We start from the raw sequence: 26,988 nt of genomic DNA, 5'->3' as shown, positions 1-26,988 counted from the left end.
GGCGCACGGGCGGCGAAGCCGCCTACGTGGAAGTCGGTGACAACCGCTCCTGTCCCGCGGCTTCGTCGTTGTCGGACAGATCTTGCTGGTAGGTCTCCCGCATGGCGATCACGCAGACGACGGAGATGGCGCACATTGCGACCATGAACAGCGCGACGGCGCCGTAGGATCCGGTGCGATCCAGCAGGTACGTGGCGACGATTGGCGCGGGAGCGCTCGAGGCAAGGGTGCCGATCGTGTATCCGAAGGAGATTCCGGTGTAGCGGATGCGGGTGTCGAAGGCTTCGGCGAAGAAGGCTGCGAGCGGGCCGTAGGAGGTCGAGAAGGCGAGACAGAACGACACGAACCCGACCATCGCCAGCAGGAAGGATCCGCTGTTCACCAGCCAGAACCACGGAAAGGTGAACAGCAGCATTGCGACGACTCCTGCCAGGAACACCGGCTTCCTGCCGTAGGAGTCAGACAGTTTGCCGAAGAACGGCAGCGCGACGAACGTGACCGCCATGGCGACGAGGACGAGTGTCAGCATCTGGTTCCGCGTGTAGCCGACCTGCGCGACGCCGTAGCTGAGACCGAATACCGTGGTGCCGTAGAAGGTGACCCCGATGGCGAAGTAAGCACCACAGGTCAGGAGGACCTGCTTGGGGTAGTGGCGAAGGACCACCCCGATGGGCAGCTTCTCCAACTTTGCGTTCTTCTTGACGCGATCGAAGTTCGGGCTTTCGCCGACGTGCAGTCGGACGAAGAGGCCGATCGCGACGAACGCACCCCCGATCAGGAAGGGAATTCGCCAACCCCAGGATTCGAACGCTTCGGGGGAAAGTCCGGCCATAAACAGGAAGACTGTGTTGCCCAACATCAATCCCGCCGGCACCCCCATCTGCACCCAGCTGCCGTAGTAGCCGCGTTTGCCGGCGGGCGCGTGTTCGACGGCCATGAGAATCGCCCCGCCGATCTCGCCACCGAGCGCGAGGCCCTGCACGAAGCGCAGGGTCACGAGAATGATCGGCGCGGCGACGCCGATGGACTGGTAGCTCGGGAGCAGCCCGACTCCGAGGGTGGTGAAGCCCATGATGGTCAGGGTGATGACGAGCATCGACTTCCGTCCGATCCGGTCACCGAAGTGGCCGAACACCACTCCGCCGATCGGACGCGCAACGAAGGCGGCGGAGAACGTGGCGAAGGCGAGCAAAGTGCCGATCAGGGAGTCGAACTCGGGGAAGAAGATCTTGTTGAACACGAGTCCGGCCGCGGTGCCGTAGATGAAGAAGTCGTACCATTCGACTGTCGTACCGACACCGCTGGCAAATCCGACTTTCGAGGTTTGGGACATTGTGAACATGTATGGCCTCCGTTGCCACGATTGCGGAATGATTCCTGTGGCTCGAATGTATGGGTGATCCAGGACACACAACATCTCCAGGTGGAGAGGTGGGGATATGTTGCCTGGTGAACGAATTACGTTCAGAGCAAGCGAAGTTCGTGGGCACGCGCAATGGCTTCGACGCGATTGCGCGCGTTCAGTTTCTGCATGGCGCTCTGCAAATAGGTTTTTACGGTGTTCCGCGCAAGGGACAGTTCCTGAGCGATTTCGGGGTTGCTGTTACCCATTGCCGCGAAACGCAGCACCTCGTACTCGCGGCGAGTCAGGCCGGCCCGGTACAGAGCTTCGGATGTCACGACTCTTCGCGATCCGGCCAGTCTTGGGTCGACAACCCGGATTCCGCCGGACACGCGGTGAATGGCCGTGGCGAAGTCCTGCCCGCTGATGTCCTTGACGAGGCATCCGTCCGCACCCGCCTCCATCAACAGATCGATGGCGCCGTGATCGGCGAATGCGGTGAACAGCAGTATCCGCGCGTGCGGCGCGACCCGCCGTAGTCGCGGAATGAGTTCGGGTGCAGGGATATCGGGAAGTCGCAGATCGAGGAGGATGACGTCGACGGGGAGGGTGCGGGCCAGCTCGACCGCCGCGGCGCCGGTCAGTGCACCTCCTACGACTTCGAGGTTCTCGTCCTCTCGCGCGAGAAGTTCGACCCCCCCGCGCACGATCGGATGATCGTCGACGACGAGGATGCGGATCGTCTTCGACGGCTCGGTCATGCACCCGACCCGTCGATTGCGTCTACCCAGCCGCGCACGGTGGTGCCGTTTTCGTCGCCGCTGACTACGGACATGCCGCCACCGAGCCGCTCGAGCCGTCCTGCGGCCAGCCCGAGCCCCAATTGGCTTCCTCTCGCCGGGTCGTCGGCCCCGTCCACGCCCCGGCCGTCGTCGCTGATGACGACCGTCACTCTGCCCGACCGAACCGACAGGCTGACCACCACGGTGGATGCGTCGGCGTGCTTTTCGACGTTGACGAGCGCCTCCCGGACCAGTCGCTGGAGGGCCTCGACGCGGCTCGCGTCGAGATCCGGAGATTCGGTCAGCGGTACGAAACGGGCCGGGATACCGGTCCGAAGCGCGAACGACTGGCAGTCCTCCTCGATGCCGACTGGGAGTTCCCGCTCGGGGGGTCGCGCGCTGAGGTCGGTCAGCGACCTGCGAATCGACGCATTGACGGCGTGTACCTGATCAGTGATCTCCTGCAGCCGATCGTGGATCGCCTGAGCGTCGCCCAGTGCACGCAGACTCTGCAGTTCGGCACCGATCCGGAAGAGGACCGGGCTCACGGAATCGTGCAGGGATTCGGCAAGCCGATTCCGTTCGGCCTCGATCGCGAGCTCCGTCTGGGCTGCGGCCCTCTGCGCGCTGACGAGAGTGACGGCGGCAGTCGCGGCGGTCGATTGGATCTCCGCGATGACTCGATCACCGAATGACGAATATTCGCGGGTGCCGACGTACACGGCACCGAGGACACGACCTTCGTACACCATGGGCACTGCGAGCATTCCTCGCAGTGACTCCTGCGCCACGAGCGCGTCGAAGTCGTGAGTGATTCCGGCGTCGGACAGGTAGTCCCGGACCCAAACAGGTTTCTGCAGCATGATGCTCTTTCCGCCGAGTCCGACCCCCTCCGGCACCACCAGTCGGTGCAGAGCGTTGCTCTGCGTCCCCTGCCAACTGCGGTGAACCATCGCGCCGTCGACCTCGATGCGCCCGACGAGCGACATGTCGAAGGCGCCGATCTCCCGGATGCGCTGACCTGCCGTGGTCATGGCCGATGCTTCGTCGGTCAGGACGAGCAGTTCGGCACGCGAGAGCGCGAGGTCGTCGAGGATGGACGTCCTGACGTCCGAGTGTTTGAACTCGTGAGCTGCGGTATGCGTACTTTCCGACACCGGCTTTCCTCGATCTTTCTTCCCCCCGGCGTTGGACAACCCGTTCATGTCGGCTGGGTCACAGTGTCAGAGTATCGGACCGGCCGTCCAGGCTGATCAGGCACTCGAGCAGGAAGTAGTCGCCCCAGATCAACTCGTTCCGGGTAGCGAAGTCCCGGCGTTTGTCGAAGCAACCGTCCATGAGGATCCCTGCCAGTCTGCTGTCGTGCGGTCCGGTCGGGGTGAGGTGGTCGAGGAGCGCATTCACGTGGGCGACGGCCCTGTCCCGGAAGTCGGTCCGGTCGGGAACCAGTCGGGCGAGCTTGAGCAGCGCGGCAGCGGCGATGGCAGTGGCGGACGTGTCGATCGGGACGTGCGGTCCGGTGCCGGCGTCGAAGTCCCATGACACGATTCCGGCAGTCGGCGTGCGGTCCAGCCACCAGTCGGCCAGCCGGACGGCGGTCGGCAGGAAGGACGGCGACGCCCACTGCGCGGCCTGGGCGTACGCCACCATCGCCCACGCCTGCGCCCGACCCCAGGTGGTGTCGTCGTTCATGCCCTTGTGGGTGTAGCGGCGCAAGAGTGCACCGTTGGTCGTGTCGAACAGTGCCGACTGACAGACCGAACCATCCGCCCGGATGCAGAGCTCGATGTGCCGCTCCGCGTGGCGGATCGCGGCGTCGAGGAACCGCGGGTCGCTGGTCTGCGCCGACGCCCACGACAGCAGGGCGACGGTGCCCGGGACGGCGTCGATGTTCGCGGCGCCCTCGCCGACCGCTTCCGCTTCCTCCGCTTCCGCGCCGAGCGGGATCACGCCCGCTCGATCGTTGAAGCTGGCGAGCAGCCCGCGGGCACCCGCCAGCGCGATCTCGGATGCGCTCGCGCTTCCGGTGACGAGGTGGTTGACCGCCGCGCCATACCAGAAGAGGAAGCCGCGGAAGGCGGTATCGGAGCTCTCCCGGGGCAGGACCTGCTCGGTGATCTCGTCGGCGAGTCGCGACAGGCGGTCCTCACCGGACGCCACGAAGCCGAGTGCGGCCAGTCCGCCCCAGAATCCGCCCGTCCAGTTTCCATCGGCAGTGGTGGTCCATTCGCCGGATTCAGGGTCACCGTAGTGCGGGAACTTGCCGCTGCTCTGCTTGGCGGTCGAGTCGATACGCTCGAGCATCGATTCGATGGCGGCGGTGTACCGGGAGCCGGTCACGACTGACCTCCGGTCACCAGAACCGACTTGAGCGAGCGCCCGTCCCGCATGTCACCCATAGCCTCTTCCGCCTTCCCGAGCGGGTACTCGGTGACCATCGAGGCGAGGTCGAACCGTGCTGCGAGTCGGGGTAGCGATTCGACGTATTCGAGGTGGTTGTGCGGGGAGAACGCCCAGCTTCCCAGCACCTGCAGCTGCTTCTTCGTGATGTAGTGGGGGTTGATCGGCGTGGTGCCGTGGTCCGTGTACTGGCCGACGACGAGGTACTTGCCGCCGCGCCGGGCGATGTCGATTCCCTCGGACACCGCCGTCGGTACACCGGCGGCCTCGATGACGACGTCGGCACCGCGCCCGCCCGTCGTTTCCGCGAGAATTCGATCCAGGCGGGCCGCTCGATCCGTCTCAGCGAAGATGTCGATGTGGATGTCGCCGATGCCGGCCGTCCGCGCGACCTCCAGACGGTTGGCCGGTCCGCCGACGATGATCACCTTCGCCGCCCCGGCGAGCGTGGCGTACATGGCGCACGCCAGTCCGACCGGTCCGCTGCCCTGTACCACGACGACATTGCCTGCGTCAGGCTTGGCGATCCTGTTCACCGCGTGGACGGCAGTCGGTCCGGCACAGCCGAGAGCGATCACCTGCTGCGGTGTCACCGAGGACGGGATGCGGACGATCGTCGAGCCGGGCTGGAGGTAGATCTGCTCGGACCACCCACCCGACAGGTGGGGCCAGTCAGCCGAAGACTGATTGATGCCGTACACCTTGCGGGTCTCACACAGTGACGGTTCCTGCTGATCCTCGCAGTAGTAGCAGTGCCCGCACGGGATGTTGGATGCCCACGACACCGCATCTCCGACGCGAAGCTCCTCGCCACGCGCGTCCGTCGTGACACCCTCGCCGAGGGCGTGCACTCGACCGACCGCCTCGTGCCCCAGGATGACCGGCACCGGAATGGCCAGGCGACCCTGTTGCAGGTGGATGTCCGTTCCACAGATTCCCGCGTGCGTCACGTCGACGACGACCGCGCCGGCGTCGGGATCCACGCGTGGGAACGTCCTCGGCGCCATGGCCCGCCCGAACCCTTCGAGCACCATCGCTGTGGCCGTGCCGGTGGTCCGGCTCGCCGGGTCCGTCTGCGTCGCATTACTCATCGGATCACTTCCTTGCTGCGCAATGTCTGGACACGTGACTCGGATACCCCGAGCTCGTGAAGGATTTCGTCGGAATGTTCACCCACCGAGGGCACCCCTCGGCGTACCTGTGCGGGCGTACGGGACAAAGTGACGGGACTGCCGATCAGGCGGGTCGTCCGCACACCCTCGACCTCGACGTCGACGAGCGTGCCGTTGTGGCGCGTCTGGGGATGATCGAGCGCCTCCTGCAGGGTGAGCAGCGGTGCGCACAGCAGGTCGACCCCGTCGAACTGTTCCGCCGCCCCGGTGGTGCTCAGCCGCGCGATCAGTGGACGCAGGACCGCGTTGGCGGCCTCCTTGTTCTCAGCCTGGAGCTGTGGCGACGCGAAGGACGGCTGGACGGACAGATCGTCGATGCCGAGTGCTTTGCACGCCAGCTGCAGGGGGTTGTCGCGGAACAGGCCGAGCACCAGCAGCAGACCATCCGTCGTCTCGAAGATGCCGCTGTACCAATCCGTCACCCAGTTGGTCTCACGCCGGTCCATGAGCAGCGAGGCACTTTCGAGGGTCTGCAGCGACAGTGCCGTATCGAAGAGGTTGACGCTGACCTTCTGGCCACGGCCGGAACGCTCGCGTTCGAACAGTGCGGCCAAAATCCCTTGCGCCAGAGCCATACCCGATGCATAATCGACCGTCGGTACCGGATGCACGTACGCCGAGATCGACGGGTCGCCGCACGACCTCGCCATCCCGCTGAGCGCCTGCGCGAGCATGTCCTGGCCGGCCTTGTGGGCATACGGTCCGGTTTCCCCGAATCCGGTCGCGGTACCGTAGACAAGCCTGGGGTAACGCTCCTGCAGGTCGTCGTATGTCAACCCGAGCCGTTCGACCGCCGCGGTCCGGTAGCTGTGGATGAGAACATCCGTCTCCGCGAGCAGCTGATGCAGAATATCTTTCCCCTCAGCAGATTTCAGATTGAGTGCGATGCTGCGCTTGTTGCGGTTGACCGCGGCGAAGTAGGCGCCTGGGCGACCTGCCTCGAGTGAATCGCGATCCAGGCCCCTCAGCATGTCTCCATTGACACCTCGCTCGACCTTGATCACTTCGGCGCCAAGGTCGCCGAGAACCTGTGCCGCAATGGGGGCCTGCATGATCTCGCCGAGATCGAGTACTCGGATGCCGCTCAGCGCTTGCTGTTGAATGTGTTGCACGACGCCCTACTTTCCGTAAACCGATTTGGCGATGAGAAGTCGCTGAATCTGATTGGTGCCCTCATAGATCTGAGTGATCTTGGCGTCGCGCATCATCCGCTCCACCGGATAGTCACGAACATAGCCGTAGCCGCCGTGCAGTTGTAGCGCATCGGTGGCCACCGACATGGCATTGTCGCTGCACAGCAGCTTCGCCATGGCCACCTTCGCACGCGCCGCCGGATCCCCGTCCTGAATGAGATGGACCGCGTCGTAAAGCAGCGAACGAGCCGACTCGATCTTGACGGCCATATCGGCGACCATGCCCCGCAGAAGCTGGAAGCGCGAAATGGGCTGGCCGAACTGGTCGCGGTTCGTCGTGTACGAGACGGCGGCATCGAAAGCGCCTTGCGCAATTCCGAGGGCCTGCGCCGCGATGAGTGCGCGGCTGACGTTCAGTTCCGCGGAGATGTACCGGAACCCCCTATAGGGATCATTGACGACACGAACGGCGGGGAGCCGACATCCGTCGAGGACGACATCGGCCGTCGGACTGCCGCGCATTCCCATCTTCTTCTCGGGCGCACCGAAGCTGACGCCGTCATCGTCCTTGTGCACGATGAAGACACCGAGCGACTTGTCGCCGGTCTTCGCCAGGACCGCGTACCAGTCGGCCCACGGCGCATTACTGATAAATCGCTTCTGCCCATTCAGAATCCAGTCGGAACCATCCTGTACTGCGGTCGTCGCGATGGCCGACAGGTCCGAACCCACGCGCGGCTCGGTCATGCACCACGCAGCGCCGGCGGAGCCCGACGCGACACCCGGTACCACCAGTTGCTTCAACTCGTTGGAGCCCTGACTCAGCACTGTGGACGTGCCCGCCCAGTTGACCAGCATCACCAGCGCCGAGCTTGCGCAGGATGCTGCGACTTCCTCCACTGCGATGACCTGGGAGAGGAGATCGGCTCCACTCCCACCGAGGCTCTCGGGATGTGCAAGTCCGGGAAGGTCGTTGCTGCACAAGGCCGCCCACGATTCCGACGGGAATCGCTCCTTGTCATCCACGTCGGCGGCATGCGGTGCGATCTTGGTCTGCGCGAGTTTGCGGACGCTCGCGCGGAACTCGCGGTGTTCGATACTCATGAATTGCTCCTGGTTTCTGCGGGGAATGTGATGATTCGGGGGTCGGCGGTCACAGTGGTGGCCAGCTCAGACCCGTCACGGAGGGTGGGACGCCGTCCGCGGCGGCACGGCCGGCGACATCTTCGGGAAGTCCGGCGCGGCGCAGGACTTCTTCGGTCTTGATGCGGGTGTCGGTGATGCGCCGTTTCGGTCCGCCGGAGAACACTGGGACCACCGGGACCGAATCCAGTGCGAATCCCGGATCCCTGGCCACGATCTGGTCGAACGTGGACAGCTCGTGCGGTTCGAGCACCGGTGTTACGCACGCATCCACGTCGGCGAACACCGCGGTCCACTCCACCATCGTCTTCTTCTCGAACTCGGCGGTCAGCGACTTCTCGATGAGGTCCCAGGTGGACTCGTCGAAATGATTCGGTACGGCTCCGAGGTTGAGGGTGGTCCACAACCGCTCGAAAAATGCCACCTCCAGGGCGCCGACCGCGACGTATCGACCGTCGGAACAGCGATAGCACCGATAGAACGGCATCGACCCGACCAGTACGCCACGTCCACGGCCGGGCAGCGTCGGCGTCTGCCAATCGACGAAGTTCATTCCCATCATCGACAGGACGCCGTCGACCATGGCGGAATCGATATACCGGCCCTTACCTGTTCGAGTCCTGTCGTACAACGCGCCCAGAATGCCGAAAGCCGACAGCAACCCACCCCCCGCGAAGTCGGCGACCAGGTTCAAAGGCGGGACCGGCGGCTGATCCGATGGGCCGAAGACCCCGAGGGCGCCTCCGATCGCGAGGTAGTTGATGTCGTGACCGGCGCGTTGCGCCATCGGTCCGCCCTGGCCGTAGCCCGTTACGCTGCAGTAGACGAGTCCCGGATTGAGGGCCGACAGTTCCGCGTAGCCGGCGCCCAGCCTGTCCGCAACACCGGGCCGGAATCCCTCCATGAAAACGTCAGCTTCCGAGACGAGCGTTCGCAGGGCCTGGCGGCCGTCCTCGGTCTTGAGATCCAGCGATATGAATTCCTTGCCTCGGGACAGTGCCGGCACCGGAAGCCCGGAACGACCACCACCGATCGCGATCACGTCTGCACCGAGATCCGCGAGCAGCATGCTCGCGTACGGTCCGGGTGCCAGACGTGTCATGTCCAGTACCCGAACCCCCGCAAGTGGGCCCGTCGTTGCGGTCATCGTCGTCCTCCAAAGTCATTCGGTACCTCGTGTGATGTCAATCCTGGCGTCGTGACTGCACTCACACCATCTCCATGTGGAGGTATGGGGTCACACCCGTTCTCCCGCACACTGAAGCCCACATCCTCAGCACGGGACGCTCCGAACTCGACAGGAATAGCAATGGAAACCACTGCGATAGAGACCCTTCCAGACACCACCACAGAGGATTACGAGCGGATTCTCTCGGCCGCGGAGACCGCCGCGACGTCACTCGCCCGAACGGACCCGAGCCGACGGGCACAGATTCTGCGGTCGATGGCCGACACACTCGACGCAAACGGCGCGGAATTGGTGCCGCTGGCGGCCGCCGACAGTTCGCTCCCCGAGGCTCGCCTTCGCGGCGAAGTCTCGCGAACCACGATGCAGCTTCGAATGTTCGCCGATGTCGTCGAAGAGGGCTCCTGGCTGGAGGCCATCATCGACACAGCCGATCCGGACGCGCATCCCGCTCCGCGCCCCGATCTGCGGCGGATGCTTGTACCCACCGGACCCGCCGCGGTGTTCGGTGCGAGTAACTTTCCGTTCGCGTTCGGGCTCGGGGGCGGAGATACCGCGTCCGCATTGGCCGCCGGCTGTCCCGTCGTCGCGAAAGCGCATCCCGCTCAGCCGCGATTGACCGCCGCCTACGCGCGGGCGATCGACGAGGGACTTCGTGCGGGCGGCGCCCCGGACGGCACGTTCGGGGTAGTGCAGGGCGCGGACGTCGGACGTCTGCTCGTTCAGGATCCGCGCATCACGGCCGTCGGATTCACCGGTTCGACATCGGGTGGCCGGGCTCTTGCAGACCTGGCAGCCGGTCGGCCGTACCCTATCCCGTTTTACGGCGAGCTCGGCAGTATCAACCCGGTGTTCGTGACACCTGCTGCGGCTGCGGAACGGTCGGGAAAGATTGCGGGCCAATTCCTCGAATCATTACTCCTCGGCGCCGGTCAGTTCTGTACCAAACCGGGGATTCTGTTCGTCCCCGACCAGAGTTCGATCGAGTGGCTCGTCCGAACTGCGGTCGCGGACGATTCTTTCCGTCTGCTGCACAGAGGAATTCGCCAATCGTTCCTCGATGTGTCCCGGGAGATCCTCGAGCACCCGGACGTCCGGCCGGTGTCATCGCCCGAGCAGAGCGATCTGGACGATCTGTCGGTCCGCCCGGTGATCGGCGTGACCGACGCTCGGGCGTTGCATCGAAACTCACAGGCCCTGATCAAAGAGTGCTTCGGTCCATTCGGATTGATCGTGACTTACACATCGGTCGCGGAACTTCACGCGACGATGGCTGTCCTGCCGGGCACGCTGACGGCGACCGTCCACGGCACCGACGATGACCACGATGCCGCAGCACTGCTCGACGCGCTTGCGCGCTACGCGGGGCGCGTCATCTGGAACGGATGGCCCACCGGTGTCGCCGTCAGTTGGGCCCAGCACCACGGTGGTCCGTACCCCGCCACCAACTCTGTTCACACGTCAGTCGGAGCTACCGCAATTCGGAGGTTCCTGCGGCCGGTCGCATACCAATCGGTGCACGAAGCGCATCTGCCTCCCGCACTCGTCGACGCGAACCCGTGGGGTATCCCACGCCGGGTGAACGGCCATCTGTCGTAGGGCCCACGGCCCGTGCATTTTCTGGGTGCACCAAGCTGCCCCCAAGAGAGAGCTCTGCCGATTCACCGCTGCCATCTGACGGCCCGGCCACGGCGAGGAAGCCCCTTCCGGAATGCGAGGATGCAGCGGCGGGGTGGTCAGGTCCGGGCGCGATGTCGGTGAGCCGCTGCTGGGGGACATGTCGTTCCCACTGCTCAACACGGGTAATGGTTGCAGTATTTCGAAGGTTCCAAAGTTGGAGCAGTGCGGCGCGCAGCTGGCGGAGACGATTTCGTGATCGGTGGTGACTCGGGGATTGGGGTGCGCGAGGTCGGCGAGCTGGTGCTCGGCGTCCGCAACGAAATCGGCTGTATGTCTGTTCGGGCTAGCCGGAGGTGGCCGAAGGTTCTGTGGGTATGGGGGATCGCGATGGCGTCTGAGTCCACGTCTGCCGGCGGGTAGACCCACGTTGTCGGCGGCGGTGTCAGGATCATCGGTGATGACCACGGCCTCATCGGCGATGGTCGAGCCGTGGGAAGCATTCGCGGAGCCGATGACCGACCGCTTACTGGTGGCGATCACGTCTGTGTGCAGGTTCGGCGACGATAGGACCCGGACACCGGCCTAGACATAGTACGCGAGCGCAATCGGCGAGGTCACGTGCGCGCACCGCGTCGCGGAAGGCGTTCACGACGAGGGTGTCACCTGCACGCCTCGGCAGCAGAGTGGGTGCATCCTCGCCAGGTAGGTGATCGCGGCGTTCGGCCGTGGACCGCGGGTGCGTTGGCGCATCGTCGAGGCTTGCCGCAGCAGGGTCGCATTCCACACGCTGACGTCGTCCGGCATGCGCAGCGAGGTGCGGCGATCGAACGCATGGGCGGTGTCGATGTCGTTGCTGCCAGGATCGGGCGGTCCCGCTCCGCTGCGTCCCGATACCGGTCCGGGGAGACGAACGAGTTGGGGGCCGAAGCCAGCAAGAAGCTCGAGAACGTCACGGCCCAGGACATCATGAAGCGCGCGGGCGTGCTGCGTCCGGACGGAACACCGAAGACAGCGGTCGTCCGGGACTTGGGCGGAGTCATGTTCCGCAACACGCCGACGAGGGATATGACTACCGGGTCCGCACCTTGGATTTCGCGAAACTCGGACACACCGTCACCAGCGACGAGTCCCGCGAACTTGCCGCCGCGCTGGCTAACGACGATCACGCCCGAGTGCGCTGCAACCAACAATACGACGGCCTCCCTCGGGAGTCCTTCGTGTCGTTGGGAAGTGGGTATCAGTGTGTGGTGGTGTCGGGAGGTTCCGGTGCCGGGTCGGCGACCGTGATCCTTCCGCCGTCCTCGTCGACGAAGTACAGGACGACTGCGCCGATCATCGGTCCGACGGCGAGGGCGGAGAACGCCGCCAGGAACGAGCCGGTGGCGGAGAAGACCGCGCCGATCGCGAGAGGGACGAGAGTGCTGGCGATCTGCCAGAAGGCGTTGGAGGCGCCGGCGGCGGTACCGTGACCCCGCTCGAAACCAGACGCGGAATCATCGCGACGATCAGCGGCAGGTATCCGTATCCGACCAGGCCGAGGACGGGTGCCGCAATCAGGAGCGCCGGGACGTTGTCCAGGGTGCCGAAGAAGATCAGGATCACGGCGAACAGCGCGAGGATGACGATTGCGGGCTTTCGGGCGCTGCCGACTTTGTCGCCGAGCATTCCGATGAGGGGCTTGCTGAACACCGCCACGCCCGCGAAGATGGCCACGATGAATCCGGCGGTGGTGCTGGAGACTCCATGTCCTTTGATGAGGAGGGCGTCAGACCAGGTGACGAATCCGTATGTGCCCCAGAAGCCGCCGAACCCCGCGAGTGAGAGCAGCATCAGGTCACGGTTGGTGGTCAGTGTCTTCCAGGCGGAGGGGCGTTTGCCGTCACGGTTCGTGGCGCGTTGGTTGACGACCGGTCCCGGTCGGATGATTACATAGCAGGCGACTGCGGTCACGACCGAGATGGCACCGAAAAGATGGTAGGAGGCGTGCCAGCTGTAGTGGTTGATCATCCATGGGACGACGGTGTTGGCGATGACGGTGCCGAGTGAGGTGGCGGAGGTGAACAGTCCCATGACTTTGCCGAGTTATTTGGGCTTGAACCAACTTGCAAAATTGCCTGCTGACAGCGACCTCGCGCGGTCGATCGCGGTCCTCGCGCGCGCCGCCCAGGATGCGATCTGGCGGCGAACCAAGGCCACGCAGGAGCTGCGGGCACTCCTGCGCGAGTACTACCCGGGCTTCCTGGCGGCATTCGCCGGCAGCGGGCACACCAACCTCGCAACGCCCGACGCCCGCGCGATACTCGCCATCACACCGACCCCGGCGCAGGGCGCACGGTTGACCAAGGCCCGCATCGTCACCGCGCTGCGTCGGGCGGGCCGACGCCGTCGGCTCGACGACACCGCCACCCGCATCCTTCGGCGCGCTCCGCCGCCCGCAGTTGCGGCAACCGGCACTGGTCGAGCAGGCACTCGGCCGGCAGGCTCGGGCCCTGCTCGGCACCTTGAATACTGAATGCGCGAACGCCGACGACCTCAATGGGGCGGCGTCCGAGGCGTTTCGGCAAGAGCCGGACCACCGGGTCAGCACCAGCTTCCCGGGACTGGGGGAGGCGACCGGCGCCCGGGTACTGGCCGAGATCGGTGACGACCGCGGCCGGTTCGCCGATGCCCGTGGGCTCAAGGCCTTCGCCGGCTCTGCACCGGTGACCAGGGCGTCTGGGCGCAGCATCTGCGTGATTCACCGGCACGTGAAGAACAACAGGCTCGCTGCCGTGGGCTTCGTATGGGCTTTCGCTGCGATCCCGCGACCAGGCCCGATCAACGACCATTACGACCGACGCCGAACGCAGGGCGATCGGCACGCCGCCGCACTGCGCAATCTCTTCAACCGACTTCTGGGCCAGCTCTACCACTGTCTTCGAACCGGCCAAACTTACGAGGAATCGAAGGCGTTCCCCGGCTCGGCCCACCCAGTCGAACCCACCGCCGCTTGACTCCTACGCTGATCGGATCCCTATCAGCGGTCCATCGACGCCACCAGGTTCGGCGACACCACCCCCGGATCATTCGAGAGACAGGGGCAAGAAGTCATACGGAACATGGCGACCGCAGTCCCGCGGAACGGGACCACGAAGACGGTAACGGGTCGGACGTCCTCGGCGACGTCTGGTGGCAGTGTGCAGCCCCGGTGTACGAGGTCGGCGGTGTTCTCGACGAGCCGGACCGTTCGCATGAGGAGCGGTTTCGGCAGCCGGACGGTGGGGAGGTCGCCGTCGTGGTCTCGGGTCAGGACATCGAGGGTGGAGAACAGTGCCATCGCTGGTGCCGGCTTGTCGGGACCGTTGTTGGTGCCGGCGAGGGCGGCGATCGTCGCACCGAGGTGGGCAGGGGCATGGCGATGGTGCGGGGCAGGGTCAGCAGGTCGGCGCCGGGTGCCTCTTCCTTGATGCACAGGGCCAGTTCGCGGGCGAGGGTGCGCAGTGCGTGAGGATCGAAGTACCGGCGGGCGGTGCGTTCGGTGATGTGCATCTGCTCGGCTACGGCGGCGGCGACTCGGTCGGTGAGCAGGTCCTCGAGTCGGTCGGTGGGGACGGTCAGACCGATGCGTGCCAGCTCCTCACCGAGGGCGGAGGCCGTCGTCCTCACCCATGATGATGGTCGTGGCATCGGGGTCTCCTGATCCGAGCGTTCCGCCACACCTGGTTTTTCTACCTGGGCCCTCGGTGTGGCGGCGGCAGGCGGCTGGAAATGTCACGACCCGGAGCCGGGCACGCACATATCGTCCTGGATTTACGGGGGCGCCGTTGCAAGTGCCGCCAGTATCGAGCCTCATGTTCAGTTTCCGGCCTGAGCGTGTTCCGGCCTGAGCGTGCGCGCGACGGGCCGCCTCGATCAGAGCTTCTGCGGCACGCTCAGCGCGCTTCGATTCGGTACGGCTCGTCGGCGCGTATCGGCGTAACCGGATCGGGTCTTGAGCCCGCGCAGTGTCAGCACACTGAGGTGCTTCGCCGTGGCAACAGATGACCTCCGATGCTGCGATGCCCGCGTGCACCCATAACGTCACGATCGCATCATCCCCACCGTCCGGCTGGCCAGTGTGGGGTGTTCACGGGACTGGGGCATCGACCCATTCCCGGTAGAACGGCGGCATCTCGGATGCCTTTCCACGGAAGCTGGGTGGGCGCTTGTCGAGGAAGGCGCGCACGCCGTCGGCCCCGTCGGCGATGCTGGTGTAGAACATGGCCAGGGAATCGACGCGATGAGCTTCTACCGGGTGCGGCGCTGCGGAATTGCGCAGCATCATCTGGCGCATGAGTGCCACCGACACCGGCGACCGGTCGCGTGTCCACGCGTCCGCCAGCGCTCGTGCCGCACCGAGCAGCGCATCGGGTTCGTAAACGGCCTGCGCCAGCCCGACTGCGTGTGCGGCGTCGGCGTCGAGGATGTCGGCCCGGTACACCAGATCGAGTGCCGCGGGCATGCCGACGAGCCGGGGCAGAAACCACGTCGAGCACGCTTCCGGCACGATCCCGAGTTTGCCGAACACCAGCCCGAACCGCGCCCTGTTCGACAACAGGCGCGCGTCCATCGCCAACGTCATGGTCGCTCCGATCCCGACGGCCGCACCGTTGATCGCGGCGATCACCGGTTTCCGGCAGGCGTGGATCGCAAGAGTGACACGGCCACCGGTATCGCGGATTCGGTGCAGCCCCGGGTCGCCGAGATCGTGCATGTCGGCGAGGGACGGCGTCTTCGACTCGTCGAGACCGAACACGTTTCCTTCGCTCGACAGGTCCATGCCGGCGCAGAACGCGCGTCCCTCCCCGGTGACAATCACCGCTCGGACCTCGTCGTTATCGTTCACCGACACGAAGGTGTGCTCGAGTTCGTCGGCCATCTCGACGGTGAATGCGTTGAGGTGGTCGGAACGGTCGAGCACGACAGTGAGGATGCCGTCCTCGATCTCGTGGCGGATGGTGGTGTATTCCATGATTGTTCCTTGCCTACATGTCAGGTGAGGTCGGCGGCGATCCTGCGGATGGCGGCTTCGGCGTCGCTCACGATGTCCGAGATGATCGTCTTACAGGGCAGGACGGTCTCGATGAGGCCCTGGGACTGGCCAGCCCACCACATTCCGCCGTCCATGTCGCCGTTCTGCAACACCTCGGTGCGTCCGCGTACCCCGGATGCGAGGTGCGCGACATCGGCGAATTCTGCGCCCGGCCGGGCCGAAAGGGTTGCGATCTCCTCGGAAATCGAATTCCGGGCCACACGAGCGGTGTTGCGGAACTCCCGGAACACGAGGATGGTCTGGCGTTCGTCGTTGGCGACGATCTGGGCCTTGACGTTCGGATGCACGGGCGCTTCGTCGCTCGCGACGAACCGGGTGCCCATATTGATCGCGGAAGCCCCGAGGGCGAGTGCTGCTACGAGCCCGTCCCCGGTGGCGAACCCGCCGCTGGCGATGATCGGGATGTCGAGGACGCGGGCCGCGGCGGGGATGAGGATGAGCCCCGGGATGTCCTCGTTGCCGGGGTGGCCGGCGCACTCGAACCCGTCGATGCTCACCGCGTCGGCGCCCATTGATTGGGCCTTCACGGCGTGCCGAACGGCCACCGCCTTGTGGATGACCTTGACTCCTGCGGCCTTGAACGCGGCGACGTGCTCCTGGGGATTGCTGCCGGCGGTCTCGACGATAGTTATGCCGCTGTCGATAATTGCAGCGCGGTACTCGTCGTAGGGGACGGGATTGACCGTCGGGAGAAGAGTGAGGTTGACGCCGAACGACTTGTCGGTCATCTCGCGGCACCGGGCGATCTCGGCGGTGAGTGCTTCGGGTGTGGGTTGGGTCAATGCGGTGAGGAACCCGAGTCCGCCGGCCTCGGCGACGGCGGAGATCAGCTCCGCGGTGCCCACGCCGGTCATACCCCCGCACACAACGGGGTGTTCGACACCGAAAATCTCGGTGAAACGTGTATTCAGCATGGTCACGGCCTTCCTGCGTGCGGAACGTCGACGGTCGTCGAGAAGACCTTGGCCTCCCGTGCGGCACTGCGCTTGGCCTCGTCGAAATCCGGTGCGACGGAGAGGAACAGGGTTCGTCCGTCGTCTCCGCCGAGGGCGACCGCGAACACGCCGAGCGGTGCGGTGCTCACCTCGTCGAGGACGACTCCGCCCTCACCCAATCGGACCGCGCGTTGGTTGACGCAGTCGGCGATCCAGATAGCGCCCTCGGCGTCGAGGGCCTGGCCGTCGGGGGCGATCGTGCATGCCGCGAGCCGCTTCTCGACGTTCGGTTCGTCGCCGAGGTCTCCGAAGGAGGCGAAATCTTCTCGGTGGCCGAGTGTTCCGCCACTTGCGATGTCGAACCTGGAGATGCGGTTGCCGAACAGTTCGTTGACGTAGAGCGTCTTTCCGTCCGGGGAGATGCACATGCCGTTCGGGAAGGACAGCCCGTCGGCGGCCACGCGGGAGGTGCCGTCGGTGTCGACGAGGACGACGACGCCGTGCTCGTGGTCGGCGCCGCCCATGAGGTCGAACCCGAATTCGCCGACGTATGCCTGTCCGTTCGCGGCGACCACCATGTCGTTGGCGTAGCCGCGGCAGTGGACGGAGATGTCGGCGTGTTCGACGAGCGAGCCGTCGGGTTCTCTGCGGAGGATTTTGCGGTCCTTCATCGAGACGACGAGCATGCGTCCGTCGGGGAGCCAGCCGAGACCGGAGGGCTGGTGGTCGACGGTACAGACCCGTTCGATGGATCCGTCGGCGTTCACGACGTTGACCGAGTGGGTGTAGAAGTCCACGAACCACAGCCGGCCCTCATGCCAGCGGGGTCCCTCGGTGTAGGTGAAGCCCGCCGCGATCTCGGTGAGCTGAGGATCGGACATGTCGGTACCTCTTTCCTGGGTTCTGCTCGTGCCACGTGCCGTGCCATCCGTCGAAGGTCGATTGACACGTACGGGTGGTGTGAGCCCAGTCTCGCGACGTGCGCTGTGGTGTGGGTGTCCCACAACGCAACAGTGCGTTGCAGAGCGGCGTGTGGATCCGGGTGCTGTCGCGAATTCGGACGGTCTGCAGGGCGGTTCGGCATGGACGCTGGTCGCACGCTCACCCACCGGATCCGGAGGAATACCGCCATGCTCGCCACGATGATGGATCGTCCACTGCTGATCAGCTCGCTGCTGTGGCACGCCGAGAACGTCTTCGCCGACCGGGTCGGGGTTTCATGCGACGCCGGCCGCGGCGACCGGGAGTTCACCTACCGCGATCTCGGCGCGGCCACCCGCCGGTTCGCCGGTGCGTTCGACGACCTGGGAATCGGGTTCGGGACGAGGGTTGCGACGCTGGCGTGGAACACCTTCGGACACCTGGTTGCCTACTATGCCGTTCCGGCGTCCGGGGCGATCCTGCACACTGTCAACCACCGGGTGTCGCCCGACCACATCGCCTATACGATGGACAAGGCCGAGGACGAGGTGGTCCTGATCGACGCCGACCTGCTGCCGGTGCTCACCGAAGTCCTCCCGCGCCTGCCGCGCATCCGGCACGTGGTCGTTTTCGGCACTCTCGACGGCATCGATCGCGCACTGTCTGCGACGGTGACGTGGTGGTCGTTTGATCGGCTCCTGCACGATGCCGAACCGATCGAGGAGTTTCCGGAGTTCGACGAGACCACCGCTGCGTCGATCTGCTTCACTTCCGGTACCACCGGGTTGCCCAAGGGAGTGGTGTACAGCCACCGCAGCACCGTGCTGCATGCCCTGGCGATCAGTGCGTCCGGTGGTGTCGCGATCGAGGGGTCACGCTCGTATCTGCTGGCCACGCAGATGTCCCACGTCCACAGCTGGGGTGTTCCACACGCGGGGGTGCTGCAGGGCGCCCGTCTCGTCCTTCCCGGGCCGCACCCCTCGCCGGCCGAGCTGCTGCGGATCACGACGGAGCAGACCCCGGACGTGGTCGTCGGTGCACCGGCCGTTGCCGCGCTCATGCGCGAGCGGTTCGACGCCGAGCCCGCCCGCTACGACCTCGGGAGCGTGCACACCCTGTGGCTGGGCGGTCAGGTACCGCCGTCGGGGCTGGTGAACTGGTGGGCCGCGCACGGAGTCTCGACCGTCAACGGGTGGGGTATGACCGAGACCTCGCCGATGGGGACCTTCAGTCACGTCCCGGCGAGCCAGGGGCGGCCCCTGCCGCTGTTCCAGGTGCGCATCGTCGACGAGGACGGGCGAAGTCTACCGTGGAACGGGTTCACCACCGGTGAGCTCGAAGCTCGCTCACCGTGGGTGACCGGCACGTACCTCGACGACGACCGTACCGGCGACGCGTTCGACGACGGTTGGTTGCGGACCGGCGACGTCGCGGTGATCCACCCCGACGGTCAGGTCGAGATCCGCGATCGGGTCAAGGACCTCATCAAGAGCGGCGGGGAGTGGATCTCCTCCGTCGAGTTGGAGAACACGCTGCTGCTGCACCCGGCCGTGCTCGAGGCCGCTGTCATCGCGGTGCCGCACGAGACGTGGCAGGAACGCCCCGTCGCTTGGGTCCGGCTGACCGACGACGTCTCCGACGACGGACTGCGGGCGCATCTGGCGGCGACCCTGCCGAAATTCTGGCTTCCGGACACGTTCGTGCGGGTGGACGAGGTCCCCAAGACGTCGGTGGGCAAGCTCGACAAGGCGCGGATGCGGCAGCGGTGGCGCGCGGGCGTCGAGGTGTAGCGTTCTGGGACACTCACAGCTGATGTGACCTCGGTTACATAATGGGGGTACTGGCTGCGATGTGTTCCGAGATGGTGATGTGTGGTGACCGACTGGATCCGCGCGCTGGTGGATGATCGTGACATCGACGCGCACGAGGGTGCTCCATTGGGGTTGCGGCCGGAGATCGAGCAGTCGTGGCGCCGGTGCCGTGCGATCGGGGCGGCGGCGGACGGCTCTCGGTTGCGGTTCGTCGACGACACGCGCACCGACTCGAAGCTCGTCCGTGCTGCACGCCCCGTGGTGGATCGGTTGGCCGAGCAGCTCGCGGATGTGCCGGTGACGATTCTGTTGGCCGATCAGGACGCCACCATCGTCGACCGGCGCACGGGGGTGAGATCCCTGCTCGGGCGTCTCGACCGCGCCCAGGTCGCGCCGGGTTTCATGTTCTCCGAACAGTACGCGGGTACCAACGGCATCGGCACCGCGCTCGAGGAACGCAAAGCCTTCCGGGTGCGCGGCGACGAGCACATGCTCGAGTCCCTGCAGTCGCTAGTGTGCGTCGGCTCGCCGATCGTCGACCCGGTCTCACGCATGGTAACGGGCATCCTCGACATCACGTGCAACATCGACCAGGTCAGCGACCTGATGGCCCCGCTGATCCTCTCCGCTGTCCGGGACGTCGAAGAGCGGCTCTTCGCTCAGTCCGCGAGAAGCGAGCAGGCTCTGCTGCGCGAATACATGCGCAGCAAGCGCCGCGGCAACGCCGCGGTGGTGGCGATGAGCCGCGACACCGTGATCGCGACTCCGACGGCGTCGCGGCTGATGGACTCGACCGACCAGATGATGATCTGGGACTGGATCAGCAGCCACCTGGGCACCAGGCAGGGATGGGAGGGCCCACTGCGCTTCGCTGAGGGCATCGACGTGCGGGTTCATGCCCGTCGGGTAGGCGAATCGGGAGATTCGCTCAGTGCGATCCTCGAACTGCGTCCGATGGCTTCCTCCGCGCACTTCCGCCCTCGGACGGCCGTAGCTCCCGCGTCGCATCGGGGTCCTTCCGTCGAGCCCGTGGGGCGGATCGTCGGCCGTAGTCTGGCCACGTACCGGCTGCAAAGCCGCATCGGCGAGATCGCGGGCACGGTGGGTCCGGTCCTGGTGACCGGCGAGTCCGGGGTCGGCAAGTCGCATGTCGCCCGGCACATCCAGCAGCGGTGGGGGCACGGTGGCGATGTCTTCGTGATCGACGGTTCCACGTTGACTCCGACCGCTGTCGCGGACCTGCGCGCACGCCTGTCGAACAATGCCCCGTGGATCGTCGAGCACGTGGACGAGGTATCGGGCGACGCGGTCGCTGGACGCCGCCGCCGAGATGGCCGCGCCGCTGGTCGCGACTGCGACCGCGACCGCACCGGTCGGTGGCCACCAGCTCGACACCCACGTGCGCCGGAGCGTGTCCGTGCTGCCATTGCGGCAGCGGATCGAGGACCTCGACGACCTCGCGCGGGAGCTCCTCACCGCCCAGCTCCCAGAGCGTCCCACGCCGCAACTGCAGCCGGCCGCGCATCGAGCGCTGATCGCCCACCACTGGCCGGGCAACGTCCGCGAGCTCGATGCCGTGCTGTCGACGGCTGTCTCGAGGTCGATGGGGTTCGACATCAGACTCGAGCACCTCCCTGACGACTATCGCGCACTCGGGTCGGGTCGACAGCTCACCTCCCTCGAACGCAACGAGCGGGAAACGATCGTGCGTGCCCTCGACGAAGCCGACGGCAACAAGTCCCTCGCCGCAGATCGGCTCGGGGTCGCGCGGTCGACGCTGTACCGCGAGATTCGCGCGCTCGGTCTGGAGAACGAACGCTTCGGATCCTGACCTCGGGAGCCCCTGTCGCATATCGGGACATCCCAGTCCGGCTCGGAGCGGACACGATGGGCGCAGGACGGGCGACCCTCGGTTACCCGGCTCCTCGCGCCACCTCATCAGGCGGTGACGTCGGACCGACCCGAAGGGATGATCAACGATGAAACGCACAGTCTACGGCGACGACCACGAGGCCTACCGGGACTCCGTCCGTCAGTTCCTGGTGCGGTATTTCGAACCGCGCGCCGAGCACATCCGCGCCGATAAAGCGCTGCCCCGGGACTTCTGGCTCGAAGCCGGCAAACACGATCTGCTCGGTCTCGAAGTCCCGGCCGAGTACACAGGTGGCGACGCCGGCGACTACCGCTTCAACGCGGTGCTCATCGAGGAGTTGGCCAAGGTCAACGCAGCTCTGGCGTCGAGTGTCAGTATCCACTGTGACGTCGTGGCGCCATATCTGGTGCAGCTGACCACCGACGAGCAGAAGGTTCGGTGGCTGCCGGGAGTGTGCTCGGGTGAGGTGCTCACTGCAATCGGCATGACCGAGCCCGCCGGAGGTTCGGACCTGGCTGCGCTCAAGACCACTGCCGTTCGCGACGGCGACGGCTGGTTGCTGTCGGGTGCGAAGACGTTCATCACCAATGGGTATTCGGCGGATCTGGTGGTGATCGCGGCGCGGACCTCGCCGGAGAAGAAGGCCAAGGGCATCACTCTCTTCGGCGTTGAGACGTCCCTGCCCGGATTCGAGCGTGGCCGTAAACTCGACAAGGTCGGCCAGGACGAAGCGGACACCGCAGAATTGTTCCTCGACAACGTGCGGGTCACCGACGCCCACGTGATCGGTGAGCTCGATCGCGGGTTCATTCACATGATGTCGTTCCTACCCCAGGAACGATTGGGATGTGCCGTCTCCAACCTCGCACATGCTGCGCAGATCCTCGTCGAGACCGTCGACTACTGCCGGGAGAGAACGGCGTTCGGCCAATCGATTGGAACCTTCCAGCACAACAAGTTCCTGATCGCCGACCTGGTGACGCAGATCGAGGTCACGCAGGCGTATGTCGATCAGTGCGTCGCGGCGCACGCGGCCGGTGAGCTCACCTCCGTCGATGCGGCGAAGGCGAAGTGGTGGACCGCCGACGTGCAGAACCGGGTGATTGACCACTGCGTGCAGCTGCACGGTGGCTATGGCTACATGAATGAGTACCGGGTGGCGCGGGCGTGGCGGGATGCGCGCGTCTCGAGGATCTGGGCGGGTTCGAACGAGATCATGAAGGAACTGATCGGCCGCGATCTCGGATTCTGAACCCGGATAACGTTCTGGCACTGAATATGTGGATGCAACCTGGCGTGTGTCCGTGATTCGATTTCGGACACTTCACATCACACGATCGCTTCTAACGTCTTAAGTGTCCGGGCGGGAATACACGTCCCGGGAAATCTCGAGGAGGAACGACATGACGGCATCCCAGGCCGACACGGCCACCCGCACCGGCAAACACTCGAACAACGACGTGCTCGACGTCCTGATCATCGGTGGAGGCTTCTCCGGCCTGTATGCGCTGGACCGGATTCGCGACCTCGGCTTCACCGCCAAGGTCTGGGACGCCGCTGGCGGACTCGGCGGAATCTGGTGGTGGAACTGCTATCCCGGCGCGCGCACCGACAGCACAGGGCAGATCTACCAGTTCTCGCACAAAGACCTGTGGAAGAAGTACGACTTCGCTGAACTGTATCCAGGGCACGACGGAGTCCGAAATTACTTCGAATATGTCGACTCACAACTGGATCTCACCCGCGACGTCGTGTTCGACACCTTCGCCGAGTCCTGCACATGGGACGAGGAGACCCGGCAGTGGACCGCGCGGTCCGCGGACGGCAAGGTGCAGAATGCGCGTCAGGTGATCGTCGCGACCGGATTCGGTGCCAAGCCGCTGTATCCGAACCTCGAGGGGCTCGACTTGTTCGCCGGCGACTGCTACCACACCGCTCGCTGGCCGCAGGAGGGCGTCGACATGACGGGCCGCAAGGTCGTCGTCATGGGCACCGGGTCCAGCGGCGTGCAGGTCGTCCAGGAAGCCGGTCACGTCGCCGAACACGTCACGGTGTTCCAACGCACCCCGAACCTGGCGATTCCTATGCAACAACGTGCACTCACGCACGACGACAACGAACAGTTCCGGAAGGGACTGCCCGAGCGGTTCGAGGCACGTTACAAGGCCTTTGCTGGATTCGACTTCGACTTTCTGCCGCAGAACGCCGCCGACCTGAGCATGGAGGAACGCGACGCGATCTACGAGAAGATGTGGGCGGAGGGTGGTTTCGAGATGTGGCTCGGAAACTTCCAGGACATCCTCGTCGACGAGGACGCCAACCGCACGTTCTACGACTTCTGGCGCAACAAGGTCCTCGAGCGGGTCACCGATCCGAAGAAGGCCGCGATCGTGGCGCCCGAGACACCGCCGCACCCCTACGGCGTCAAGCGCCCCTCCCTCGAGCAGGACTACTTCGACGTCATCAACCAGAGCAACGTCGAGGTAATCGACTCCAACCTGACCCCGATCCGCCGGGTGCTGCCCCACGGGATCGAGACCGACGACGGCGTCATCGAATGCGACCTGCTCGTACTGGCCACGGGCTTCGACAACAACAGCGGCGGCATCATGGCCATCGACATCACCGGCGTCGACGGATTGAGTATCCAGGACAAGTGGAAGTCCGGCGTCGACACCTGCATGGGCCTGTCCACCCGCGGGTTCCCGAACATGATGTTCCTCTACGGCCCCCAGAGTCCATCCGGCTTCTGCAACGGCCCGACCTCCGCCGAGTACCAAGGTGAGATCGTCGTCGAGTTCCTCCAGCACCTGCGCGACAACGGCATTACACGATTCGAGAACACCGAAGAATCGGAGAAGCAGTGGCGTGCACACGTCGACGAACTGTTCGTCAACTCGATGTTCACGAAAGCCCGCTCGTGGTACTGGGGCGCGAATGTGCCCGGTAAGCCTGCGCAGATGCTCAACTACTCGGGCGGTGTTCCCCAGTACTTCGCGCGGTGGGACAAGATCAAGGCCAACGGCTACGCCGCCTTCGAGACGAACTGACCGAAGTGTGGGCGCGTGGGTCACGGTGCATCTCCGTGGCTCACGCGGCGTCGTCCCGACCGTGCGTTGGGAGCGGCGGGTCGACGAGGATCGCCGCGGCCTCTGCCGGGTGTCGGACCGATGCCGAACCGGTCCGCTCCGGAAGATTCTGGGGATTGTCCCCGAAGGCGACCACACGATAGTCGAGCTGCCGGCCGTCGCGGACGGACGTGACCACGAGTCGACGATGGGGGACCGCCCTTGTCCACGGCGAGTAGGTAATGCGCATCGGAAGCGAGGGAGGTTGTCCAGGGCTCGGAAATCCAGGCCTGTTCTTCACCTTCGACGATGTCGAAGAACAGTTCGGCGATGTCGTGGAAGCGATCCAATTCCACTAGTTTGCCGGCAGGCCGGTTCGGGATGTAGCCGACCACATGCGGGACCCGGCGTGCCTTCCCAGTAGGACTTTGTTAGACGGTGGTGTGCCACAGGAATATCCGAGTGATCGCGGTGGGGAGAAAATCGGGTCAATGCGAACGCGGCCACTGACCCCGCGTCGGGTGGCGCGGACCAGTGCGCGAGGTCCGGTCTGCGGTTGCCGTGGCTGCGTTCGGTGGCGGTCAGGCCGCATTTCAGACGAAGCTTCCTGCCGCAGCACCCTTCATGGCAGGCCTACCGTGGGCAGCCTCCGGGTGAGGAATTGTCGGAAGTAGTCGACTTTCGGGGTGGTCACCAGCACCGGGAGCAGCAGATCCCACGCCATCGCCGTCCGCGTCGGCAGGGCGGCGGGGTTGTCGGTGGCCGTCGCCAGGAGGCGTGCCCCGGGCGAAGAGTTCCACCAGGAGCTGACCGACAGCGTCCGGATCAGTGTCCTCGCGCAGGTCACCCTCGTCGATTGCTCGGCGGGCCAGGAGTTGGTAGGTGGATATCCAGGTCGCGAAGGTGTCCGTCTCGGAACTGCGGTAGTCGCCCATTTCGGTGATGAGGCGGAAGGTTGCCCCCATCACCGCGTCGTTGAGGGCGGCGTCGACCGTGACGAAGGAGATCCCGAGCATGGCCTCGAATGCCGGCGTGGCGGAGTCGAGATACGGGGTGCACACGGCAGTGAACCGCCTCGTGCCTTCCTCGATGACGGCGCGGGCGAGTTCTTCCTTGGAGGCGTAGTGAAAGTACAGCGCCCCCTTGGTGGCCACGGCCTGGGTGAGGATCTCGCTCAGCTTCGTGTCTGCGTAGCCGTGGCGGGTGAACACCTCGGCCGCGGCGTACAGCAATGCGCGACGAGTGACTTCCGCCCGCTTCTGGGTGGCCATTCGCCTGCCCTTCGAGTACCGAGATCATCGACGGGACGGCTGTCGTGAACCGTCCTGAATGGGATTGAACGACGCCCTGCATATGCATACCCGATGTGGAGGTTCGTCGCATGATGTTCGGCGTGGCCCCCTCTGAGGCCGACTGGCCCCAGGACGTCGTCCCCAGCGCACCCCAGGAACGGGGGATTCAGGCGCAAGGTGTCGGCGCCCCGACATCGGAGGGCTCACCGATGACCCGCCCCGCTAGTTCCGGGAGACGCGAGGGCCGGGAGTGGGACTTCATCACACTGCTCGCCGACTACGACGAACACGACACCCTCGCCTTGACAGAGTTTGAGCAGTGGTCGCCCGACTCCCGATGGATTGATGAACGGGACTTCAGGTCTCGGCCGTTGCTGAGGGGTGGTTGTCAGTCGGCCCAACTGAAAACCGTTGTGTGCTCGGCGGGCGTGACAGTTCGACAGACCGCGCGCGTGTCCCGTACCCGTTCGAGCGCACAGGCCTGGTCGGCGTTCATCGACGGCGCGGCAACTGCTCCTGCGCGTTTCCGACGGCCGACATGAGGTCGCGACCCAGGCGCTGATAGGTGCGCAGCCACGCTGCGTCGACCGGCTCGTGTTGGAGGTGCGCCATCAGCGTTTCGCTGTTGTTGTCGGTTTCCAACCATCGGCGCATCTCGGTGGTGCGGTCCTGTACGGCGTGCAGCAACTGGTCTGGAACGGTCGAGTTCGTCATCGGGTTCCGTCCTCCCTTGCCGTTCACCTCAACGTTTTTCGTCGCTCATTGTGGGTGGGTGTGTTGGCTATCAGGCGTTCCATCGTCGGTTGTCGCCACCGTCAGGCGTATTCGAGTGAGTCGGCCTCGTCGAGCGAGTCCCAGGCGATCTCGTAGCGCTTGCGGGTCATGTCGTCGGCGTCGGTGAGGAGCGCCTCGAACAGCGACCGGGGGTCGGCGTGCCATGACCGGGCCAGGGCCTCGATCTCCTGCGGGGAGAAGAGGCCGGACTGGGCGGTGGCGGAAATCCAGTCGTCGAATTCGCGCTCTCGGATCCGTTCGACTGCGTCGAGGTCGACCTTCCCGTCGTCGAGGTCGAACGAGAACATTGCCGCGACAACGTCTCGGGGCGACTGGCTGGCGATATCGGCGGTGACCCGGCCCGTGACGATGGGGTTGCGGACCAGCTGTTCTGTGGTCATGGCGACCGCACCTCATCGAGTGGGCGCGGGTTCCGACTCACTCTGTGTGTCGATTCTTGGGGAA

At 65.3% G+C, this 26,988-nt stretch carries 22 protein-coding genes and 6 pseudogenes; 9 read left to right on the top strand and 19 right to left on the bottom strand.

Features of this window, described 5'->3' with window-relative positions; translation table 11 throughout:
• Positions 1–22: 22 nt before the first annotated feature.
• The 8 genes from RHA1_RS36375 to RHA1_RS36340 all read right to left on the bottom strand — a co-directional run bounded on the left by RHA1_RS36375 (position 23) and on the right by RHA1_RS36340 (position 9,119).
• Positions 23–1,342, bottom strand: coding sequence for an MFS transporter (locus RHA1_RS36375; protein WP_016885007.1), 1,320 nt, complete (start codon positions 1,340–1,342; stop codon positions 23–25).
• Between the two features lie 122 nt (positions 1,343–1,464).
• Positions 1,465–2,103 carry a response regulator gene (locus RHA1_RS36370; protein WP_007296717.1) on the bottom strand — a complete coding sequence of 213 codons (639 nt, stop codon included), beginning with the start codon at positions 2,101–2,103 and terminating at the stop codon, positions 1,465–1,467.
• Positions 2,100–3,281 carry a GAF domain-containing sensor histidine kinase gene (locus RHA1_RS36365; RefSeq protein WP_050787560.1) on the bottom strand — a complete coding sequence of 394 codons (1,182 nt, stop codon included), beginning with the start codon at positions 3,279–3,281 and terminating at the stop codon, positions 2,100–2,102. The genes RHA1_RS36370 and RHA1_RS36365 overlap by 4 nt, the downstream gene beginning before the upstream one ends.
• Before the next feature lie 58 nt (positions 3,282–3,339).
• Positions 3,340–4,464, bottom strand: a complete 1,125-nt coding sequence (locus RHA1_RS36360; RefSeq protein WP_011599094.1) for a glycoside hydrolase family 88 protein — start codon at positions 4,462–4,464, stop codon at positions 3,340–3,342.
• A complete protein-coding gene (locus RHA1_RS36355; protein WP_011599093.1) occupies positions 4,461–5,615 on the bottom strand; it encodes a zinc-binding dehydrogenase in 1,155 nt (384 codons plus the stop codon). Before RHA1_RS36355 ends, RHA1_RS36360 begins: the two co-directional genes overlap by 4 nt.
• Positions 5,612–6,808: a CaiB/BaiF CoA transferase family protein gene (locus RHA1_RS36350; protein ID WP_011599092.1), complete on the bottom strand. Its 1,197-nt coding sequence runs from the start codon at positions 6,806–6,808 to the stop codon at positions 5,612–5,614. The genes RHA1_RS36355 and RHA1_RS36350 overlap by 4 nt, the downstream gene beginning before the upstream one ends.
• Positions 6,809–6,814: 6 nt before the next feature.
• Positions 6,815–7,933: an acyl-CoA dehydrogenase family protein gene (locus RHA1_RS36345; protein ID WP_011599091.1), complete on the bottom strand. Its 1,119-nt coding sequence runs from the start codon at positions 7,931–7,933 to the stop codon at positions 6,815–6,817.
• 49 nt (positions 7,934–7,982) lie between these two features.
• Positions 7,983–9,119, bottom strand: a complete 1,137-nt coding sequence (locus RHA1_RS36340) for a CaiB/BaiF CoA transferase family protein (protein ID WP_011599090.1) — start codon at positions 9,117–9,119, stop codon at positions 7,983–7,985.
• Between the two features lie 162 nt (positions 9,120–9,281).
• Here RHA1_RS36340 and RHA1_RS36335 point away from each other — a divergent pair, with 162 nt between their 5' ends.
• Positions 9,282–10,757 carry an aldehyde dehydrogenase (NADP(+)) gene (locus tag RHA1_RS36335; protein ID WP_011599089.1) on the top strand — a complete coding sequence of 492 codons (1,476 nt, stop codon included), beginning with the start codon at positions 9,282–9,284 and terminating at the stop codon, positions 10,755–10,757.
• A 223-nt stretch (positions 10,758–10,980) separates the two neighbouring features.
• Here the strand turns inward: RHA1_RS36335 and RHA1_RS52415 are convergent.
• Positions 10,981–11,528, bottom strand: a pseudogene (locus RHA1_RS52415) (hypothetical protein); the annotation flags it as partial.
• Positions 11,529–11,537: 9 nt separating this feature from the next.
• On the opposite strand from RHA1_RS52415, the pseudogene RHA1_RS52410 reads away from it, so the two are divergent.
• Positions 11,538–11,953 (top strand): annotated as a pseudogene (locus RHA1_RS52410) (hypothetical protein); the annotation flags it as partial.
• Positions 11,954–12,110: 157 nt separating this feature from the next.
• On the opposite strand, the gene RHA1_RS36325 reads toward RHA1_RS52410, so the two are convergent.
• Complete coding sequence (locus RHA1_RS36325; protein WP_011599087.1) at positions 12,111–12,848, bottom strand: MFS transporter; 738 nt, start codon at positions 12,846–12,848, stop codon at positions 12,111–12,113.
• Positions 12,849–12,885: 37 nt separating this feature from the next.
• Here RHA1_RS36325 and RHA1_RS53735 point away from each other — a divergent pair.
• Positions 12,886–13,771, top strand: a pseudogene (locus RHA1_RS53735) (transposase); the annotation flags it as partial.
• Positions 13,772–13,794: 23 nt separating this feature from the next.
• Here RHA1_RS53735 and RHA1_RS52395 read toward each other — a convergent pair.
• The 5 genes from RHA1_RS52395 to RHA1_RS36290 all read right to left on the bottom strand — a co-directional run bounded on the left by RHA1_RS52395 (position 13,795) and on the right by RHA1_RS36290 (position 17,665).
• Positions 13,795–14,094, bottom strand: a complete 300-nt coding sequence (locus RHA1_RS52395; protein ID WP_016885011.1) for a hypothetical protein — start codon at positions 14,092–14,094, stop codon at positions 13,795–13,797.
• Complete coding sequence (locus RHA1_RS36305; RefSeq protein ID WP_237727046.1) at positions 14,064–14,423, bottom strand: hypothetical protein; 360 nt, start codon at positions 14,421–14,423, stop codon at positions 14,064–14,066. The genes RHA1_RS52395 and RHA1_RS36305 overlap by 31 nt, the downstream gene beginning before the upstream one ends.
• 460 nt (positions 14,424–14,883) lie before the next feature.
• Positions 14,884–15,768: a crotonase/enoyl-CoA hydratase family protein gene (locus RHA1_RS36300; protein WP_007298971.1), complete on the bottom strand. Its 885-nt coding sequence runs from the start codon at positions 15,766–15,768 to the stop codon at positions 14,884–14,886.
• Positions 15,769–15,788: 20 nt separating this feature from the next.
• Positions 15,789–16,763: an NAD(P)H-dependent flavin oxidoreductase gene (locus RHA1_RS36295; RefSeq protein WP_011599082.1), complete on the bottom strand. Its 975-nt coding sequence runs from the start codon at positions 16,761–16,763 to the stop codon at positions 15,789–15,791.
• Between the two features lie 2 nt (positions 16,764–16,765).
• Positions 16,766–17,665, bottom strand: coding sequence for an SMP-30/gluconolactonase/LRE family protein (locus RHA1_RS36290; protein ID WP_011599081.1), 900 nt, complete (start codon positions 17,663–17,665; stop codon positions 16,766–16,768).
• 201 nt (positions 17,666–17,866) lie between these two features.
• On the opposite strand from RHA1_RS36290, the gene RHA1_RS36285 reads away from it, so the two are divergent.
• From RHA1_RS36285 to RHA1_RS36270, 6 genes and pseudogenes are all read left to right on the top strand, one after another.
• Complete coding sequence (locus RHA1_RS36285; protein ID WP_011599080.1) at positions 17,867–19,495, top strand: long-chain fatty acid--CoA ligase; 1,629 nt, start codon at positions 17,867–17,869, stop codon at positions 19,493–19,495.
• A gap of 81 nt (positions 19,496–19,576) precedes the next feature.
• Positions 19,577–20,737, top strand: a pseudogene (locus tag RHA1_RS49745) (sigma 54-interacting transcriptional regulator); the annotation flags it as partial.
• Between the two features lie 40 nt (positions 20,738–20,777).
• Positions 20,778–21,110 (top strand): annotated as a pseudogene (locus RHA1_RS54025) (AAA-type ATPase lid domain-containing protein); the annotation flags it as partial.
• 9 nt (positions 21,111–21,119) lie between these two features.
• Positions 21,120–21,347: a helix-turn-helix domain-containing protein gene (locus tag RHA1_RS50800; RefSeq protein ID WP_167540982.1), complete on the top strand. Its 228-nt coding sequence runs from the start codon at positions 21,120–21,122 to the stop codon at positions 21,345–21,347.
• Positions 21,348–21,495: 148 nt separating this feature from the next.
• Positions 21,496–22,641, top strand: coding sequence for an acyl-CoA dehydrogenase family protein (locus RHA1_RS36275; RefSeq protein WP_011599079.1), 1,146 nt, complete (start codon positions 21,496–21,498; stop codon positions 22,639–22,641).
• 151 nt (positions 22,642–22,792) lie between these two features.
• A complete protein-coding gene (locus tag RHA1_RS36270; protein WP_011599078.1) occupies positions 22,793–24,439 on the top strand; it encodes a flavin-containing monooxygenase in 1,647 nt (548 codons plus the stop codon).
• 40 nt (positions 24,440–24,479) lie between these two features.
• Here RHA1_RS36270 and RHA1_RS50795 read toward each other — a convergent pair whose 3' ends face one another.
• The 4 genes and pseudogenes from RHA1_RS50795 to RHA1_RS36255 form a co-directional block, all read right to left on the bottom strand.
• Entirely contained in the window at positions 24,480–24,656 is a 177-nt protein-coding gene (locus tag RHA1_RS50795; protein WP_157234286.1) for a hypothetical protein, read from the bottom strand.
• Between the two features lie 423 nt (positions 24,657–25,079).
• Positions 25,080–25,728 (bottom strand): annotated as a pseudogene (locus RHA1_RS36265) (ScbR family autoregulator-binding transcription factor).
• Positions 25,729–26,241: 513 nt separating this feature from the next.
• The gene (locus tag RHA1_RS36260) at positions 26,242–26,463 is read right to left on the bottom strand and encodes a hypothetical protein (protein ID WP_029537070.1); all 222 of its coding nucleotides are present in this window, start codon (positions 26,461–26,463) and stop codon (positions 26,242–26,244) included.
• A gap of 101 nt (positions 26,464–26,564) precedes the next feature.
• Positions 26,565–26,924 (bottom strand): hypothetical protein, encoded by a 360-nt coding sequence (locus tag RHA1_RS36255; RefSeq protein ID WP_011599074.1) that lies wholly within the window; start codon positions 26,922–26,924, stop codon positions 26,565–26,567.
• Positions 26,925–26,988: the final 64 nt, after the last annotated feature.

It is taken from the genome of Rhodococcus jostii RHA1 (assembly GCF_000014565.1).
Lineage (GTDB): Bacteria > Actinomycetota > Actinomycetes > Mycobacteriales > Mycobacteriaceae > Rhodococcus_F > Rhodococcus_F jostii_A.
The sequence above is the reverse complement of the archived record's forward strand: the minus strand, read 5'-3'. Positions and strand labels throughout refer to the sequence as shown.

Bases quoted from the DNA above. Each gene is read 5' to 3' on its own strand.
- RHA1_RS36340 (WP_011599090.1), bottom strand. From the start codon at position 9,119: ATGACCGCAACGACGGGCCCACTTGCGGGGGTTCGGGTACTGGACATG.
- RHA1_RS36300 (WP_007298971.1), bottom strand. From the start codon at position 15,768: ATGGAATACACCACCATCCGCCACGAGATCGAGGACGGCATCCTCACT.
- RHA1_RS36275 (WP_011599079.1), top strand. From the start codon at position 21,496: ATGAAACGCACAGTCTACGGCGACGACCACGAGGCCTACCGGGACTCC.
- RHA1_RS36355 (WP_011599093.1), bottom strand. From the start codon at position 5,615: ATGAGTAATGCGACGCAGACGGACCCGGCGAGCCGGACCACCGGCACG.
- RHA1_RS36295 (WP_011599082.1), bottom strand. From the start codon at position 16,763: ATGCTGAATACACGTTTCACCGAGATTTTCGGTGTCGAACACCCCGTT.
- RHA1_RS36270 (WP_011599078.1), top strand. From the start codon at position 22,793: ATGACGGCATCCCAGGCCGACACGGCCACCCGCACCGGCAAACACTCG.
- RHA1_RS36370 (WP_007296717.1), bottom strand. From the start codon at position 2,103: ATGACCGAGCCGTCGAAGACGATCCGCATCCTCGTCGTCGACGATCAT.
- RHA1_RS36260 (WP_029537070.1), bottom strand. From the start codon at position 26,463: ATGACGAACTCGACCGTTCCAGACCAGTTGCTGCACGCCGTACAGGAC.
- RHA1_RS36375 (WP_016885007.1), bottom strand. From the start codon at position 1,342: ATGTTCACAATGTCCCAAACCTCGAAAGTCGGATTTGCCAGCGGTGTC.
- RHA1_RS52395 (WP_016885011.1), bottom strand. From the start codon at position 14,094: ATGGCACTGTTCTCCACCCTCGATGTCCTGACCCGAGACCACGACGGC.
- RHA1_RS36335 (WP_011599089.1), top strand. From the start codon at position 9,282: ATGGAAACCACTGCGATAGAGACCCTTCCAGACACCACCACAGAGGAT.
- RHA1_RS36285 (WP_011599080.1), top strand. From the start codon at position 17,867: ATGGACGCTGGTCGCACGCTCACCCACCGGATCCGGAGGAATACCGCC.
- RHA1_RS36255 (WP_011599074.1), bottom strand. From the start codon at position 26,924: ATGACCACAGAACAGCTGGTCCGCAACCCCATCGTCACGGGCCGGGTC.
- RHA1_RS36345 (WP_011599091.1), bottom strand. From the start codon at position 7,933: ATGAGTATCGAACACCGCGAGTTCCGCGCGAGCGTCCGCAAACTCGCG.
- RHA1_RS50800 (WP_167540982.1), top strand. From the start codon at position 21,120: ATGGGGTTCGACATCAGACTCGAGCACCTCCCTGACGACTATCGCGCA.
- RHA1_RS36290 (WP_011599081.1), bottom strand. From the start codon at position 17,665: ATGTCCGATCCTCAGCTCACCGAGATCGCGGCGGGCTTCACCTACACC.
- RHA1_RS36325 (WP_011599087.1), bottom strand. From the start codon at position 12,848: ATGGGACTGTTCACCTCCGCCACCTCACTCGGCACCGTCATCGCCAAC.